Raw genomic sequence first — 13,874 nt, 5'->3', positions numbered from 1 at the left:
TTGCCGGTGTTCAGGCCGTTGGATGACTTATGTGATTTATGTGGTGTAAGGGGCGCCTGGCAGGTGGGGTGGATAAAAACAACAACACCGCCAACGCGTCTGGCGCGAGAGCGGTGCATTCAACCCGGCATGGTAGCCTGGTATGTGTGGGGTGCGGACCTTATTCGCGCGGGGCTTCGTAGCGTTCGGTCAATTTGGTGAGGGCAGCGACTGTTGCCTGTTCCACCGTGGTGCCAAATCCGGTCACACGGCCCGCCAGAATGACATAAAGCGAATCGATATGAAGCTGGATGACCAGCAACTGTTTTTCGTTTGCAGTTGTGCGATCCGCGACAAAAGTTTCCATCGACTTGGCGATTTGGGTCATTAGCGGATACTGGAACGTGCCCCCAAGCGCCTTGACCGAATAGGCGAGGTCGCTTGCGGCAACGACAGCCGCAGGTCGTTTGGATTTGTCGCCAAGAGCCGTGATGACGGTTTTGCGGCAATCCATCAAATCCTTGCCGATTTCGCGGACAAAGGTGTCAGAACTGCGTTGAACAACCTGTTCAAGCTCTTCGAGCTGTTTGGGCGACAGGTTGATGTCAAATCCCTTGATGAAATTTACAGCCCGGCGTTTCAGATCAGTCTGTGCAGGGATAATCTGTACGTTCTTTTTTTTCTTGGAATCTTCAGGCTTCACGACAGCTCCGCTTCCCCAGTCAAAATGGCTCATTCGTCGAGGCTCCTACGATCAGGACCATCAAACTGGACCTGTCTGCGACGTCGGTCCGGGCCAAAATACGTTCCGGTATTAATGAAACGTCTTGGTCGGGCGATGACCGAAACCAAACGACTGTATAGTGCCTTGGCATTGAAGGGTTTGGCTAGAAACTCTGTAATACCAAGGTCACGCGCAGTCGTCACATAACGGAGCTCTGAATGCGCGGTTAGCATAATCACCGGAATAAACCGGTTGGGCGAATTCGTTGAGTTGCGCATCACATCAAGAAATTCAAGGCCGTCCATGCCGCGCAGGCGCCATTCACAAACGACAATGTCAATTTTCTCGGTGCGCAATACATCAAATGCGTCGTTGGGTGTTTTCACCCGCTGGATATGACTGGCCCCCAAATAGGCGAGCGTGTCATAGACCACCTGAGCCGAAATCTTGTCCCCGTCAACGATCAAAAAACTAATTTTACTAAAGTCTATTTTCGCGTTCATCCGGCCTCGGTTCCTGAGCGTCATTACGAAATGCATCGCTGTTCAGGATTATACTGCAGCAGATCCCACCCTTCGCTGATGCATAAATCCTTATACCTTTGTCTGGTTTCCAGCAAGGCCAAACCGATGTGGCTTGCCTGTCGGAATCTGACAAATACTGACCCAAAGCCAGTTGATTTTGTTGAACAGTCGACGATTACGTCTTGTTTTTATCTGTGCTCGTGCCCAGTTGAACACACCCAATATTGGATATTCTTTTGCAGAGTTAAAGGGGAGAATGGTTTTTATTCCATGGGTTTGGTCGTGCCGTCATCGGCAATGACCTGAACGACCACGCCGGACTCCTCGAACATTTCTGTTGAGATTTTCATATCCTGTTCCCAGCGTTCAAGGAAATCGGGGGTTAATTTGGTCTTGTCGACAAAGACTTCGGCAATGCCTGCCTGTATGATGGCACGTGCGCAATCGCAGCAGGGAAAGTGCGTTACATATAGTGCGCAACCATCAAGCGATGTGCCGGTGTAGCTGGCGTTATAGATCGCGTTGCGTTCGGCATGTTCGGTATAGGCGTATTTTTCCGGGCGCTGATGGCGGTTTTCGACGGTGTCATCCACACCACGGGGGAACCCGTTATAGCCAACTGCGCGAATTTCCTTTTTCGGGCCGATCACGACCGCACCGACCTGTGTGCTGCGATCTTTTGACCAATCGGCAATATGTGCTGCGAGTCCAAGAAAGCGGTGGTGCCATTTGCTCATGAAGGGGGTCCCGTTCGCGCCAGAAATTTTTGTAATTGGTTTGCTGATCGTGACCGGCATTTTGTGCCGACACCTGTACTTTAAAGAAGGGGTGTATTGTAATTGTCCAGTTAAAAATCACATTTTTGTAAAGGCTTTTCTTGAAAACTCCCTGTTCAAATAGGGGATGATTGATTATTAAGGGGGTACCCCCAGAAAAGATCAGGACGCCTTTTCGTCTCGCCGCAGATGCAGGCCGAAGCGGGAAGGCTCATGTGTAAACCGAATAACAAGAGGTAGTAGCCGATGCGCCGTCAACGTAAGGCGAAAATCATCGCGACCCTGGGGCCGGCGAGTTCAAAGCCAGAAATCCTCGAGAAAATTGTGGAATCAGGTGTGGATGTTTTCCGCCTGAACTTCTCGCATGGGGAGCACGCAGAACATCTGGCCCGTTTCGAGGCAATCCGTGCCGTTGAAGAAAAAATCGGCCGCCCGATCGGTATTTTGATGGACCTTCAGGGTCCGAAAATTCGTGTAGGTACCTTTGCCGACGAGCAAATCGAGCTTGAGGCAGGCGACACCTTCAAATTTGATATGGATAAAAAGCCGGGTGACAAAAAGCGTGTTTCGCTGCCGCATCCGGAAGTTTATGCAGCACTTGAGCCGGGTGCAAACCTGTTGCTTGATGATGGCAAGCTGCGCATGCGTGTGGAAAAGTGCGACGACAAATCCGCTGAATGCACGGTGATCACGGGCGGTCCACTTTCGAACCGCAAAGGTGTGAACCTTCCGGATGTGATGTTGCCGTTGTCGCCCCTGACCGACAAGGACCGTGCCGATCTGGATTACGGTTTGGAAATGGGTGTTGATTTTGTCGCGCTTTCCTTTGTGCAGCGTCCTGAAGACGTTGCCGAGGCGCGCAAGATCATTCAGGGCCGTGCGGCCATTGTTTCCAAGCTGGAAAAACCGCAGGCGATTGATCACCTTGAAGGTATTGTCGAGCTGTCGGACATGATCATGGTCGCCCGTGGGGACCTTGGTGTTGAATGTCCGCCCGAAGATGTGCCGATCCTTCAGAAACGTATCATCAAATCGTGCCGGGCAGCTGGCAAGCCGGTGATCGTTGCCACCCAGATGCTTGATTCCATGGTGAGCAATCCGGCCCCAACCCGTGCAGAAGCATCCGACGTTGCGACCGCCATTTATGACGGTGCCGATGCGGTGATGCTGTCGGCTGAAAGTGCCGTTGGCAAATACCCGCTTGAAACCGTATCGATCATGAACCGGATTCTGGTGCGCGTTGAGCAGGATGAGCTGTATTACCGTATGCGTGATGCCAACCGTCCTGATCCCGAACATAACGCGCCTGATGCCATCAGTGCTGCTGCCCGTCAGGTGGCCGCGACCATCGGATCGAAGGCCGTTGTCAATTACACCACGTCGGGATCAACCGCACTGCGTGCAGCGCGTGAACGTCCGGAGGTGCCGGTTCTTGGCCTGACTCCGCGTATTCAGACTGCGCGTCGTTTGGCGCTTTGCTGGGGTGTGCATCCGGTCTTTACCCGTGATGCGACCAACTTTGCCGAAATGGTCGGTATTGCCTGTGAAGTGGCACAGCGGGAAGAATTTGCAGAGCCGGGTGACTCGCTTGTGATTACTGCGGGTGTTCCGTTTGGTACACCGGGGGCGACCAATATTCTGCGCATCGCCTGGGTCACCAATAATTAAGTTGTGGCCTGACAGCGATTGATTTTCTTAAGACGGACGTCCATTCGGGCGTCCGTTTTTTTGTGTTCTGCGCGCAGCAGAACAGCCAGGTTGTCTGCGGGGACCGGTAAAATCGGGCAGATCAAATGCAATATGCTTTAGGACCCTGTTTCGTTAATGTTTTTTTGAGTCTTTGCGTCGATAGTCGTTCTGTAATCAAGGCTCTATCCATTGGTTGGGGCCATTAAGGTTGGGCTATCAAATTTAGACGCCTTGTCTGGTTGTGTAACTTGGTCAGTTTCGGTTAAGCTGTTCTGACAAAACATAAAAACAAGGTATTCCGCCAAGGAATACCAAACCTGCCGCCAGGCAATGGGACCAGGGGAATAACTGCGATAATGCTGAGTTGGATGTTCAATCGGCAGAAAAATGCGGGCGATGGGGGGCTTGATGACAAAGCCTCGGCGAAGCTGCGTGATTTGGCCGACACTGTCCGTACAGTCGCACCCGAGACGTTTGGATCTGAAGCAGGTCAAGCGCAGGGGCGCGCAATCCCTCGTAAAAGCAATTCCGACGAGAATGCAGGTCCCGCAGGCCTTGAGCATGCCGCACGCCTTTCAAGCGAACTTGAGGATGACGGCAATATTGATGATGTGCCTGATTTCGACAGTGACGTGCGCATGGATGTTGCGCGCCGCCTGCGTCGCCACCTGACCGATGTCAGCCCGTCGCAGCGTCTTGAAATGGTCGACGAATTTGTCGCAGCGATGACCAACATGGGCGATTGTTACCGCCCGCAGGTGATTGCCCTGATCGAGCAGGAACTGGGCCATACCCCCTATATGACACGTCAGGCGGCCAATCGTCTGCGTCAGGATATTCAAGCCATCGGTCGGGTCTCGATCGCGGACTATATCGAACTTCTAAGTGATTCTGATTTCCTTGATATCATGCGTGGGCGCGGAGAATTTGTTCAAACTGCAGCCGAACGCGAACGTGCCGAGATCGAGGCCGCCGCCAAGGCGCGCCTGATCGAACAACAGGCCGAAAAGGAAAAAGTCGGGTTGTTGAACCGGTTGCTGTCGTCTGACGATGCGCCGCGCAATGTTGTGCCGATGACACCGCACCTTGCCGAAACCAGGGCCACGAAGCCGAATGTACCGGCAAATGATATTCTTGGTGGTCAGAACCGAATTTCCCGTCAGGCGCAGCGTCGCATTGCCCATTTCACCATGGCGTCCCTTTTTGACACGCTAGTGGAACAGGGACGGATGCGTACCGAAGTTGCGCGCGCCTTGCGTCAGTCCGTGCGTCAACGGATTGAAAAAGCCCGGTTTGAAAACCGCATGCCGTTGCGTCCTGAAAGTGATATGGGCGTTGAAATCGCCGATCATGAAATGGTTGAAAACGACATCGTTGAAGAATCCGATGCCAAGATGACGATCGACCAATATGTGCTTGATGCCTTGTCGCGCAACGACGATCCGCTTGTGGTACAGGCGTTGGCGCATTATGCGCAAATTCCGGTCAATGCCGTTTCAAAGATTTTGGATTCCGGGAGTGCGCGGGCGATTACAGCACTTGCATGGCGTGCTGGTATGACTGCACCGGCTGCTGTGGTTTTGCAGATCAGCAATGGCATTCCGGAATCTGCGATTGAAAGTGCCGCGGCGGGTGGTCGCTATGCGATGGCGGCAGCCGATATGGATTGGTATATTGATTTCTTTAGTGACGTGCGACCTGCGGTTTCGAGCGCGCGCGTTGAAAAAGAAAACGTGGCCGAAGAAAAGAACAAAGCAAAATCATCTTCGCGCAGTTCCAGAATGCGCCCACGTGCTGGCCGCAATAGTAGCGGTCTTGAAGGCTTGGTCTCTGACAGGCGATCCAAAGGTCGTAAAGAGGACTGAGTGCCATGCGCAGCAATCACGGCATCTCATATGACGGGCTGAAATACGCTCTGAACATCAAGGAAAGCTATCAAAGTGGTGAGCCCCTGACCGTTATGGGGGCGGCCAAGCAACAGCGCCTTTTGATGCCGGAACATTTGCTTAGCAATGACCTTGCCCTCATGCAGTATGATGATCCTTTGGCACTGGCGGTGATCGCAACCAAGGATCCGGAAAGCCCGATGGCGCTGGCAGCTGCCATTCGTATGGGGCCGCATGCCAAGTGCAAGGAACTGATTACCGGCGTGTTTGAAGTGGTTTCAGATGCCACCAAACACGAACTGGTTGCCGATTGCGCCAAGCTTCTGACCAAGAATGCCTTTAGCCCGGAAGCCTTCCATCTTGTGCGCACACGGGCATCGAACCACGTTGTTGAAATCCGCGAAGCCTATCGTCGGGCGATGGGCGATAACCTGCGTGCGTTGCTTGATGGTAAAATGGCAGCCCGGGAATTCGTTGAAGAATTCATCGAACTCGCATCGAATGGTAATCTGCGTATTGATATCTATCGCCGGCTGGTGATGAAGCTGATGCGTTCTGATGCAGTGCGTCCGAGTGTGAAGTTCATGTTGCTGGAACGGCTTGATCGTTTCCCGCAGATGGTCAAACTTCAGATTGTCAGCGAAGTAAATTCGGCACCCGATACGCCGGAATATCAGACGCTGAAACAGGAATTGCGCTGGATTTACGAAACCAGACAAAAAAGCCAAACCCCGCAGGCACCCCAGACACCGATCAATGCATCGGCACCGCGGATTAAGGCGGCTGATCTTGTCGGGCGTTCACAGATTGACTTTGGTGCTGCTGCAGGCATGCATCAGCGCAACAGCATCATCAAGCCAGCCGAACCGAGCTTAAGGCGCAATACCAATCCCCCGATCATGAGCAGTGGCGGGTTTAGCTCACGCGAACTTTCTTCTTGGTTGAACTAAGGGTAATCCGTTTACGGGCAGCATGCGTTAAACCAACGTGAGTGCGCCTTAATTGACCTGTGGGGGGCTTGATTGAATGTCGCGCACTGCAGCGTCTGTCACGCGCTTAACGATGCGTTCGTGGGTTCCATCTTCAAAGATTTCTGCCAGTGCTGTGTTGATCGGTGCAATCAGGTGGCTTTTGCCCAGTATCTTGGGGATTCCAAGATAGTTTGGGTCAAGCTTATAGGCAGGTGAGACGATCACGAATTCGTCCAGATGGTCGGTCAGCCAGTCATTGCTTGCCATGACACTTGCAAAGGCAATTTTCCCCGGACTGAGAAGAACAGCGTCTACGCGTCCCTGTGAAAGCATCAGCATCTGACCCGCCCGGTCAGGGGATTCAAGGATACTGAGCAATCCAAGCTCGCGGGCAAGTTCAAAGTCGTCGCCATATGATGCCCCGCGCTTTACCCCGATGGTGTAACCGCGCATGTTGTCTAGACCGGTAAAAGAAAACACATTGTCGCGGCTGGTCACAAAAACCAGTTCGTCGAAATACATCGGTTGGCTGTAATCAAAGGTGATTTTCCGTTCCTGTGTTTTTGACAGGCCGATAATCCCGCCCCAGCCTTTGCGGGCGGATTCATAGGCCCGATTCCACGGGACAAATGAATATGTGAATTCAATTCCGGTGCGCCGGGTGACTTCTTGCAAGACTTCGATATTGATGCCCTGTGGGGTGCCGTTTTCGTCAAGCCAGTTCTTTGGTATGGCGTTATCGTCAGCAAAGATATGCAAGGTTTCCCAAGCCTTGAGAGAGGGGCTTAGCAACATCAAAAAGCAAACGAAAACGAAAAGTTGTCTCACAACGGCTCCAAAGATGAGGGATGCAGGAAGGGCCATGCACGGTCACACTGTGCAAGACCTATTTGGCATATGCGCATCTTTGGCAGGCATTTAAATATACGGGCGCAAATTTCAGCTCGCGGTACGCGATGAGGCCGCGGGATGCTGTGTTGGCAAATGGGCCAGCATATCTTGATGCTCGGCCGTTTGCTTTTCGAGGTAAACCGTACAAATGACGCGCAGAAGTGATGCGAAGTTGGGAATATCGCCACGTTGGGCGACAACTTCGTCGTGAATTTTTCCAAGAAACTGCGGTGTGCTGAAACCCTCGCCAGCGGCGATTTCGTCAAGGATTTGCCAGAACCGCAGCTCAAGACGCAAGCTGGTGACAACACCATTGATCCGTACGGACCGGCTGACAGACTGGTACAGCTCGGTTTCGGTACCTGAATAAATTTGACACATCTGGACGGCCTTTCCTGTGAATGCTGCCGGTTCAAAGCATCCGGCGGCGTTTTAATTCGGGCAGGGCCATGGTCAGGCAAATGTCGCCCAAGCGCAATCAGCGATTGGGCGACCGGTCATCACAATTTGATTTCTGTGCCCAGAACCGCAAGGAAGGCTGCCATCCATTTCGGGTGAGCAGGCCATGCAGGTGCTGTAACAAGGTTGCCGTCAGTACACGCATCGTCAATGGCGATATCGGCATAGATGCCACCACCCAGTTTCACCTCAGGTGCGCAGGCCGGATAGGCTGATACATTGCGGCCCTTGATGATGTCAGCGGCAGCAAGAATCTGTGCGCCATGGCAGACAGCGGCAATCGGTTTGCCCGCGTCATTAAAATCACGCACCAGACGGATCACGTCTTCGTTCAGGCGCAGATATTCAGGGGCACGGCCGCCGGGGATGACCAAGGCATCATAGTTCTCGGCACGTGCAGACGCGAAATCAGCGTTGAGTGCAAAGTTGTGGCCGCGCTTTTCGCTGTAGGTTTGATCGCCTTCAAAATCATGGATGGCGGTTGCGATGCTGTCGCCGGATTTTTTGTCCGGGCATACCGCATCAACATGATGGCCAACCGCCAACAAGGTTTGAAACGGTACCATCGTTTCATAGTCTTCAGCATAATCGCCGGTGATCATGAGAATTTTTTTCGCAGACATTGGATGTCCTCCCGCTTGTTTTGTTGTGCCATTCAAGGGCAGTGAACTATAGGCCGCAACGAGGCCTTGCGGGTAACAGCGGGATACTACGCGTTGGCATAAGGCCAACCATTTGTCCCAATCAACTGGGAAAGCACAAAAAAAGAGGCCCGATCGGACCTCTTTTAATTTGATTTTGCAAAGATCGATCAGCTTTTCGCAGCAGGTGCCTTTTTGGCAGCCGTGGTTTTGGTGGTCGATTTTGCGGCAGTGGCGCGCGAACGCGTTGCCGGTTTCTTGGCAGGTGCCTTGGCCGCTGTTTTTGGTGTGCTTGCGGTTTCCGGGCTTTCGATGATGTGCAGATCGCGTTGCGGGAACGGGATCGAGAAGCCAGCGGCTTCGAGTTCCGTTTTCGACTTGCGGGTCAGATCAAAGAAGGCTGGCCAGAAGTCACCCGTTGCGACCCAGCCACGTGCCGTAAGGTCGACCGAGCTTTCACCAAGGTTGGCAACAAAGCTCATGGGTTCCGGATCCTTGAGGACGCGTTCATCAGATGCGACCAGTTTGGTCAGGAACTCAAGAGCAGCATCCACATCGTCGTCGTAGGCAATGCCAACCTTGATGTCGAGACGTCGGGTCGGGTTGCGGGAATAGTTTTTGATCGCGCTGTTCCAGATTTGCGAATTTGGTGCAGAGATAAACACACCATCTGGTGTTTTCAGCAAAGTGGTAAACAGCGTGATTTCAACGACGGTACCGGAAACAGAACCGGCTTCGACGAATTCATCAATCTTGAGAGGGCGCAGGATAAGAATCATGACGCCAGCTGCAATGTTCGATAGCGTTCCCTGCAGGGCCAGGCCAATGGCCAGACCGGCGGCACCAAGAACGGCGATGATACTGGTGGTTTCAACGCCAAAGTTCGACAGAACCGCGATGATGACAAAAACCAGAACGGCATAACGCACAATGCTTGATGCCAGCGGCTTGAGCGTCGCATCAACAAACTTTGTATTTTTCAGCGAATGGCGCACCAAGGCGGCTGCGCGACCGGCAACCCACCAGCCAACAATAAGTATGAGAACTGCGCCAAGCAGGTCGAGGCCAAAGCCCAGCGCAAATCCCTTAAGCATTTCTGTAATTGTCGAGACGTCGGTTTCGAGCATATGAACCTCGTGCGTTCCGTGTCATAATTGTGTTTATTGCAACTCATACATCTGTATGAAAGAATTACCATTGCAGGTTTAAGCGTTCTTGAAAAGCGCGATACAATCACCAATTCATTTTAGGTGTATGGAACAAATCGCGTTTTCGATCGTTTTAAGACATAATTCCACCATCATTGGTGTTAAAGTAGTATCCGAAGAACAACCTTCAAGGTAGGGGTAAAACATGCAAATTCGTCCGTCTATTCTTTGTGCACTCGGTGGCGTAGCGCTTCTTGGTGCGTGTAGCACTGTCGAGAATACCGGTACCGCTGTACCCTATGGCGGGAACCCGTTCACATACAGCAGCTCTGTTTCATCTGCGATGCAGAACGCGGAGCCGACCTCTGCGTTTGGCAAGGCGCTTAAGGCTGAGTACATCGCCTATGCACAGCGTGAAGCCGACGAATGGTACGATTATTTTGACGCCGACTTCTTTGCGAAGAAAGCTGGCAGCGTATCTGGCGACCAGGTGCCGCTTCCGGAAGATCCGGCAAACTGGCGTTTCTCCGATGAAGAAATCGCACAGAAGCGCGCTGTTCGTGACGAACTGCTTGGACTTCTTGATGATGGCAAACGTGAAGAGAAGCCTGATACCGCAGCAATCGCCCAGGCACGTTATGACTGCTGGGTTGAGGAAAGCGAAGAAGGCTGGCAGACCGAGCTGATCAGCCAGTGCTGGAAAGATTTCGAAGCTGCAATGGCAGAACTTCGTGCAGTAGAGCCTGAGCCGATGGCCGCTGCAGAGCCGGTTGCTGCTGCAGAGCCGCGCCTGTTCACCATCTTCTTCGATTTCGACAGTGTTGAAATCACCCCGGTTTCCGAGCGTGTTCTCGATGCCGCTTCTGAACAGTGGGCGACTTCGATGGGTGATGTTTCGATCGTTGGTCACGCCGATGCTTCTGGTTCGGCTGCCTATAACTTGCGTCTTTCCGAACGTCGCGCTGCAGCCGCTCTTGGCGAGCTGACCGGTCGTGGTGTTAAAGGTGACATGGTTGATAGCGACGCCGTTGGTGAAGGAGATCTTCTGATCCCGACTCCGGATGGTGTTCGTGAGCCGCGTAACCGTCGCGTTACGATCTCTGTCGACTAATCGCCGACATTTACCAAATCTTTGGCAACGAGGTGGCATTATGCCACCTCGTTGTTTTTGTATGTGCTTTTGGGAACGCAAGGTTATTTCGCAGAAACAGGTGTTGAATTTGGGACTAATGTGAATAATCTCTGCGATATATTCCTGATTGTGAGTGAGAGGCGGGAACATATGCTTAAGGTCATCACGTCGGTGTTTTCGCAACGCTCAGCGGGCGTTGTACTTGCATTGGCGGTTGCTGCAACCGCAGCCATGACACCAGCGGCAAATGCGGCGGACAAAACACCCGTCGTGCCGTTCGAACGTTATTTCGCTGATTTGCGTGGCGACGGGAAAACCTTGCGGTTTAATGCATTTTCCGGCGAGATTCCGGGGAAACGCATCAAACAGCTTCTGCGGTCCGGTCAGGTGATTGGGGATCGCATTCTTCTGGCCGAAGACGTGGCTGTTTATTTCCCCGATGGCTATATTGTTCAGTCCCAGACACATTTTGGAAAATATATTCCCAAGGCAGGGCTCAAGCCCGGTGCGGTATCGGATCGTGATCATCTGATGGAAAATCCGCGCTACGCTCTGGTCGAGCGTTTTGACACCATACTTGGCCGCGAATGCGCGCGCACTGAATATGCCAATGGCTTTGCTTCACTTCGGATGAAGCCAGATGGCGTGATGTCATTGGTGCTCGAGACGGCAGGCTACTTTGATGCGTTGGTTGATGAACACACCAAGGCCTATTCGGTTACCAGCGCGGTTCAACCGGTCTTTATTGGCAATCAGGGGCTTGTTCCCGAACTGATGGCGCAATGTGGTCGCGGCTGATAGCCACACCACACAGCAAAAACTCCCAAAGGGTACCGTATCGCAAGTACGGTGCCTTTTTTAGTGGGTTCAAGCGAAATGAAAAGACCCCGGTTCAGGACAGGCGGGGCAGCTCAATCGCCGGGCAGCGATCCATCACGGCGATCAGTCCATGTTCTTTCGCCTTGGTGCAGGCATCGGGATTGATGACGCCAAATTGCGTCCAGACCGATTTTGCGCCAATCGCAATCGCATCATCAATAACGCCCGCAGCGTCGTTGCTGTTGCGGAACACATCCACCATATCGACCGAAACGCTGATGTCTGATAGCTGGGCGACCACCAGCTGACCGTGGATTGTGCTGCCTGCCTGCCCCGGATTAACGGGGATGACGGTATAACCCTGATCAAGCAGGAACTTCATAACCCGGTTTGACGGGCGTTCAGGTTTCGGACTGGCACCGACCAGCGCGATTGTTTTGGTATTATCCAAAAGCGATTTGATTTCAGGATCGGTGGGGTTTTCAAATTTTGTCATCAGTTTCATCCTGTTGGGGCGCGATTACACCATGATAGTGGTATGTTCGGCGGTGCGTCGCAACGGTGAAGTGGTTTATTCTTCTGACTGCGGTGGGGTATACCGGGGGCCTCGCGGAAAGTTGATGGCAATTTAGATGACGTTGCGTGTCAGATGCGCTTTGACTGCAGGGTCGATTACACCTGACAGGCATATATTGAATGTATCCTTGGCTTGATCCATCCGGACGCTTTTCGTTTTTCAAATTGACCGTTTTTGTCGCACTTCTTGTTCCGGCCATCGCTTTGCTTTGGCCCGTGATCGCGCAGGGCGGGGCGACCATACCCGTCAAGGAGGCCATTCTTGAAAGCGGTGAATGGACCATCCGGATTTTACTGCTGACACTTTTGGTCACCCCCTTACGCAGGATCACCCGGTTTTCCAAACTGGTCTGGATACGCCGACAGGTCGGTGTCGCCGCATTTTGTTACGCGATGGTGCATGTCGGGCTATATGCGATTAGCCAGAACCTTGATGTCCTGCGGATCGTAAGCGAGATCGTTTTGCGGATTTATCTGACGATTGGCTTTGTGGCCGTGCTTGGGCTGGCGGTACTGGCCGCGACATCGACAAGGTCTGCGATGCGCAGGTTGGGGGCCAAATGGGTTCGGTTGCACAAACTTGTTTATCCGATCGCCATTTTGGGCGTGGTGCATTTCTTTATGCAGTCAAAAATTGATGTCAGCGAAGCTGCCCTGATGGCTGGAATGTTTGTCGGCCTGATGCTGTATCGTTTTGTCCATTGGCGGGGATGGAAGCTTCGTTCTTTCGTGACGCTGCTTGGTGTTGCGATTGTCGCCGGGCTGGCAACCGCAGGCATTGAATATGCCTGGTACGCCCTGGCAACCGGTGTTCCGGCGGATCGGGTGGCGGCGGCAAATCTTGAATGGATGTGGCCGCTGCGCCCGGCATGGAATGTCTTTTCGGCCGGTGTGGTGATGCTTGTGATCTGGCCATTCGGGCGCGACGGGGCTGCGGGCAGGATGCTTGCAAACCTGATCGCAGCCATGAAGCTTAAACCGCAGCACTTGCGCGGCGGGTAAGGGCGGTCAGCAGGCCGGCCCCGATCATGACACCCCCGCCGATCCGTGTCAGACGCCGCATGGCAGACGGATGACGAAACCGTTCACGCAGTGCGCCGGCCATCATCGCCCAGATCGCAACATTGATCGCAGCAAGACTGACAAAGGTTGCCGTCATGATGATGAACTGCGGCAGGATCGGAGTTCCGGCTGTTACGAACTGCGGCACGAAGGCAATGAAAAAGACAATACCCTTGGGATTTAGGGCCGTGACAACATAGGCCTGCAGAAACATGCGCGATGGGCGATTGCGTTTGGCATCCGGGTTATCGTGAACGGCTTCGGGTTTTTCACGCCACATCTTGATGCCGAGATAGATCAAATAGGCCGCACCAACCAGTTTCAGCACGGTAAAGGCCTGTGCCGAGGCCGCAAGAATTGCACCAGCACCGGCCAACGAAATCGACATGGCGGTCAAATCGCCCAGTGCAACGCCCGGAACGGTGGCCCATGCTGTTTGACGCCCTTTGCCCAATGCATAACTGACAACAAGCATGATTGTCGGGCCGGGGATGGCCAGAACAACAGCACAGGCAAAAGCAAAGGCAAGCCAGATTTCAAACGGCATGGATCGAACTCCGTAACAAGATTATGCAATCAGGATTGCCGCATTTCACG

Annotated in this window: 15 protein-coding genes; 6 read left to right on the top strand and 9 right to left on the bottom strand. The window is 53.1% G+C overall.

Annotated features, from left to right (window positions below):
• Nucleotides 1-160 precede the first annotated feature (160 nt).
• From JF44_RS0101960 to JF44_RS0101950, 3 genes are all read right to left on the bottom strand, one after another.
• Nucleotides 161-715, bottom strand: a complete 555-nt coding sequence (locus JF44_RS0101960; RefSeq protein ID WP_033067276.1) for a hypothetical protein — start codon at nucleotides 713-715, stop codon at nucleotides 161-163.
• The gene (locus JF44_RS0101955; RefSeq protein ID WP_033067275.1) at nucleotides 712-1,206 is read right to left on the bottom strand and encodes a response regulator; all 495 of its coding nucleotides are present in this window, start codon (nucleotides 1,204-1,206) and stop codon (nucleotides 712-714) included. The genes JF44_RS0101960 and JF44_RS0101955 overlap by 4 nt, the downstream gene beginning before the upstream one ends.
• A 284-nt stretch (nucleotides 1,207-1,490) precedes the next feature.
• Nucleotides 1,491-1,964 carry a deoxycytidylate deaminase gene (locus JF44_RS0101950; protein WP_033067418.1) on the bottom strand — a complete coding sequence of 158 codons (474 nt, stop codon included), beginning with the start codon at nucleotides 1,962-1,964 and terminating at the stop codon, nucleotides 1,491-1,493.
• 285 nt (nucleotides 1,965-2,249) lie between these two features.
• Here JF44_RS0101950 and pyk point away from each other — a divergent pair, with 285 nt between their 5' ends.
• From pyk to JF44_RS0101935, 3 genes are all read left to right on the top strand, one after another.
• Nucleotides 2,250-3,671 carry a pyruvate kinase gene (gene pyk, locus JF44_RS0101945; protein WP_033067274.1) on the top strand — a complete coding sequence of 474 codons (1,422 nt, stop codon included), beginning with the start codon at nucleotides 2,250-2,252 and terminating at the stop codon, nucleotides 3,669-3,671.
• A gap of 377 nt (nucleotides 3,672-4,048) precedes the next feature.
• The gene (locus JF44_RS0101940; RefSeq protein ID WP_033067273.1) at nucleotides 4,049-5,557 is read left to right on the top strand and encodes a DUF2336 domain-containing protein; all 1,509 of its coding nucleotides are present in this window, start codon (nucleotides 4,049-4,051) and stop codon (nucleotides 5,555-5,557) included.
• A 5-nt stretch (nucleotides 5,558-5,562) separates the two neighbouring features.
• Nucleotides 5,563-6,528 (top strand): hypothetical protein, encoded by a 966-nt coding sequence (locus tag JF44_RS0101935; RefSeq protein WP_033067272.1) that lies wholly within the window; start codon nucleotides 5,563-5,565, stop codon nucleotides 6,526-6,528.
• Between the two features lie 48 nt (nucleotides 6,529-6,576).
• Here JF44_RS0101935 and JF44_RS19790 read toward each other — a convergent pair whose 3' ends face one another.
• The 4 genes from JF44_RS19790 to JF44_RS0101915 all read right to left on the bottom strand — a co-directional run bounded on the left by JF44_RS19790 (nucleotide 6,577) and on the right by JF44_RS0101915 (nucleotide 9,667).
• On the bottom strand, nucleotides 6,577-7,377 hold the full coding sequence (locus tag JF44_RS19790) for a substrate-binding periplasmic protein (protein WP_162181376.1): 801 nt from the start codon (nucleotides 7,375-7,377) through the stop codon (nucleotides 6,577-6,579).
• A 111-nt stretch (nucleotides 7,378-7,488) separates the two neighbouring features.
• Nucleotides 7,489-7,821 carry a ribbon-helix-helix domain-containing protein gene (locus tag JF44_RS0101925; RefSeq protein ID WP_081944305.1) on the bottom strand — a complete coding sequence of 111 codons (333 nt, stop codon included), beginning with the start codon at nucleotides 7,819-7,821 and terminating at the stop codon, nucleotides 7,489-7,491.
• 119 nt (nucleotides 7,822-7,940) lie between these two features.
• Nucleotides 7,941-8,522, bottom strand: a complete 582-nt coding sequence (locus JF44_RS0101920; RefSeq protein WP_033067271.1) for a DJ-1/PfpI family protein — start codon at nucleotides 8,520-8,522, stop codon at nucleotides 7,941-7,943.
• A gap of 188 nt (nucleotides 8,523-8,710) precedes the next feature.
• On the bottom strand, nucleotides 8,711-9,667 hold the full coding sequence (locus JF44_RS0101915) for a mechanosensitive ion channel family protein (protein WP_033067270.1): 957 nt from the start codon (nucleotides 9,665-9,667) through the stop codon (nucleotides 8,711-8,713).
• Between the two features lie 226 nt (nucleotides 9,668-9,893).
• Between JF44_RS0101915 and JF44_RS0101910 the strand changes: the two genes are divergently transcribed.
• A complete protein-coding gene (locus tag JF44_RS0101910; protein ID WP_033067269.1) occupies nucleotides 9,894-10,799 on the top strand; it encodes an OmpA family protein in 906 nt (301 codons plus the stop codon).
• A 171-nt stretch (nucleotides 10,800-10,970) separates the two neighbouring features.
• Nucleotides 10,971-11,618 carry a hypothetical protein gene (locus JF44_RS0101905; RefSeq protein WP_033067268.1) on the top strand — a complete coding sequence of 216 codons (648 nt, stop codon included), beginning with the start codon at nucleotides 10,971-10,973 and terminating at the stop codon, nucleotides 11,616-11,618.
• 94 nt (nucleotides 11,619-11,712) lie between these two features.
• Here the strand turns inward: JF44_RS0101905 and JF44_RS0101900 are convergent, their stop codons facing one another.
• Nucleotides 11,713-12,135 (bottom strand): CoA-binding protein, encoded by a 423-nt coding sequence (locus JF44_RS0101900; protein WP_156111560.1) that lies wholly within the window; start codon nucleotides 12,133-12,135, stop codon nucleotides 11,713-11,715.
• A gap of 200 nt (nucleotides 12,136-12,335) precedes the next feature.
• On the opposite strand from JF44_RS0101900, the gene JF44_RS0101895 reads away from it, so the two are divergent.
• On the top strand, nucleotides 12,336-13,217 hold the full coding sequence (locus JF44_RS0101895; RefSeq protein ID WP_033067266.1) for a protein-methionine-sulfoxide reductase heme-binding subunit MsrQ: 882 nt from the start codon (nucleotides 12,336-12,338) through the stop codon (nucleotides 13,215-13,217).
• Here the strand turns inward: JF44_RS0101895 and JF44_RS0101890 are convergent.
• Nucleotides 13,189-13,824 carry a LysE family translocator gene (locus tag JF44_RS0101890; protein ID WP_033067265.1) on the bottom strand — a complete coding sequence of 212 codons (636 nt, stop codon included), beginning with the start codon at nucleotides 13,822-13,824 and terminating at the stop codon, nucleotides 13,189-13,191. The genes JF44_RS0101895 and JF44_RS0101890 overlap by 29 nt on opposite strands.
• Nucleotides 13,825-13,874 lie beyond the last annotated feature (50 nt).

This window comes from Thalassospira australica, assembly GCF_000763295.1.
Taxonomy (GTDB): Bacteria; Pseudomonadota; Alphaproteobacteria; order Rhodospirillales; family Thalassospiraceae; genus Thalassospira; species Thalassospira australica.
This window is presented reverse-complemented; position numbering and strand designations above follow the sequence as displayed.

Coding starts and splice junctions, on each gene's coding strand:
- JF44_RS0101960 (WP_033067276.1), bottom strand. CDS start 715: ATGAGCCATTTTGACTGGGGAAGCGGAGCTGTCGTGAAGCCTGAAGAT.
- JF44_RS0101955 (WP_033067275.1), bottom strand. CDS start 1,206: ATGAACGCGAAAATAGACTTTAGTAAAATTAGTTTTTTGATCGTTGAC.
- JF44_RS0101950 (WP_033067418.1), bottom strand. CDS start 1,964: ATGAGCAAATGGCACCACCGCTTTCTTGGACTCGCAGCACATATTGCC.
- pyk (WP_033067274.1), top strand. CDS start 2,250: ATGCGCCGTCAACGTAAGGCGAAAATCATCGCGACCCTGGGGCCGGCG.
- JF44_RS0101940 (WP_033067273.1), top strand. CDS start 4,049: ATGCTGAGTTGGATGTTCAATCGGCAGAAAAATGCGGGCGATGGGGGG.
- JF44_RS0101935 (WP_033067272.1), top strand. CDS start 5,563: ATGCGCAGCAATCACGGCATCTCATATGACGGGCTGAAATACGCTCTG.
- JF44_RS0101925 (WP_081944305.1), bottom strand. CDS start 7,821: ATGTGTCAAATTTATTCAGGTACCGAAACCGAGCTGTACCAGTCTGTC.
- JF44_RS0101920 (WP_033067271.1), bottom strand. CDS start 8,522: ATGTCTGCGAAAAAAATTCTCATGATCACCGGCGATTATGCTGAAGAC.
- JF44_RS0101915 (WP_033067270.1), bottom strand. CDS start 9,667: ATGCTCGAAACCGACGTCTCGACAATTACAGAAATGCTTAAGGGATTT.
- JF44_RS0101910 (WP_033067269.1), top strand. CDS start 9,894: ATGCAAATTCGTCCGTCTATTCTTTGTGCACTCGGTGGCGTAGCGCTT.
- JF44_RS0101905 (WP_033067268.1), top strand. CDS start 10,971: ATGCTTAAGGTCATCACGTCGGTGTTTTCGCAACGCTCAGCGGGCGTT.
- JF44_RS0101900 (WP_156111560.1), bottom strand. CDS start 12,135: ATGACAAAATTTGAAAACCCCACCGATCCTGAAATCAAATCGCTTTTG.
- JF44_RS0101895 (WP_033067266.1), top strand. CDS start 12,336: ATGTATCCTTGGCTTGATCCATCCGGACGCTTTTCGTTTTTCAAATTG.
- JF44_RS0101890 (WP_033067265.1), bottom strand. CDS start 13,824: ATGCCGTTTGAAATCTGGCTTGCCTTTGCTTTTGCCTGTGCTGTTGTT.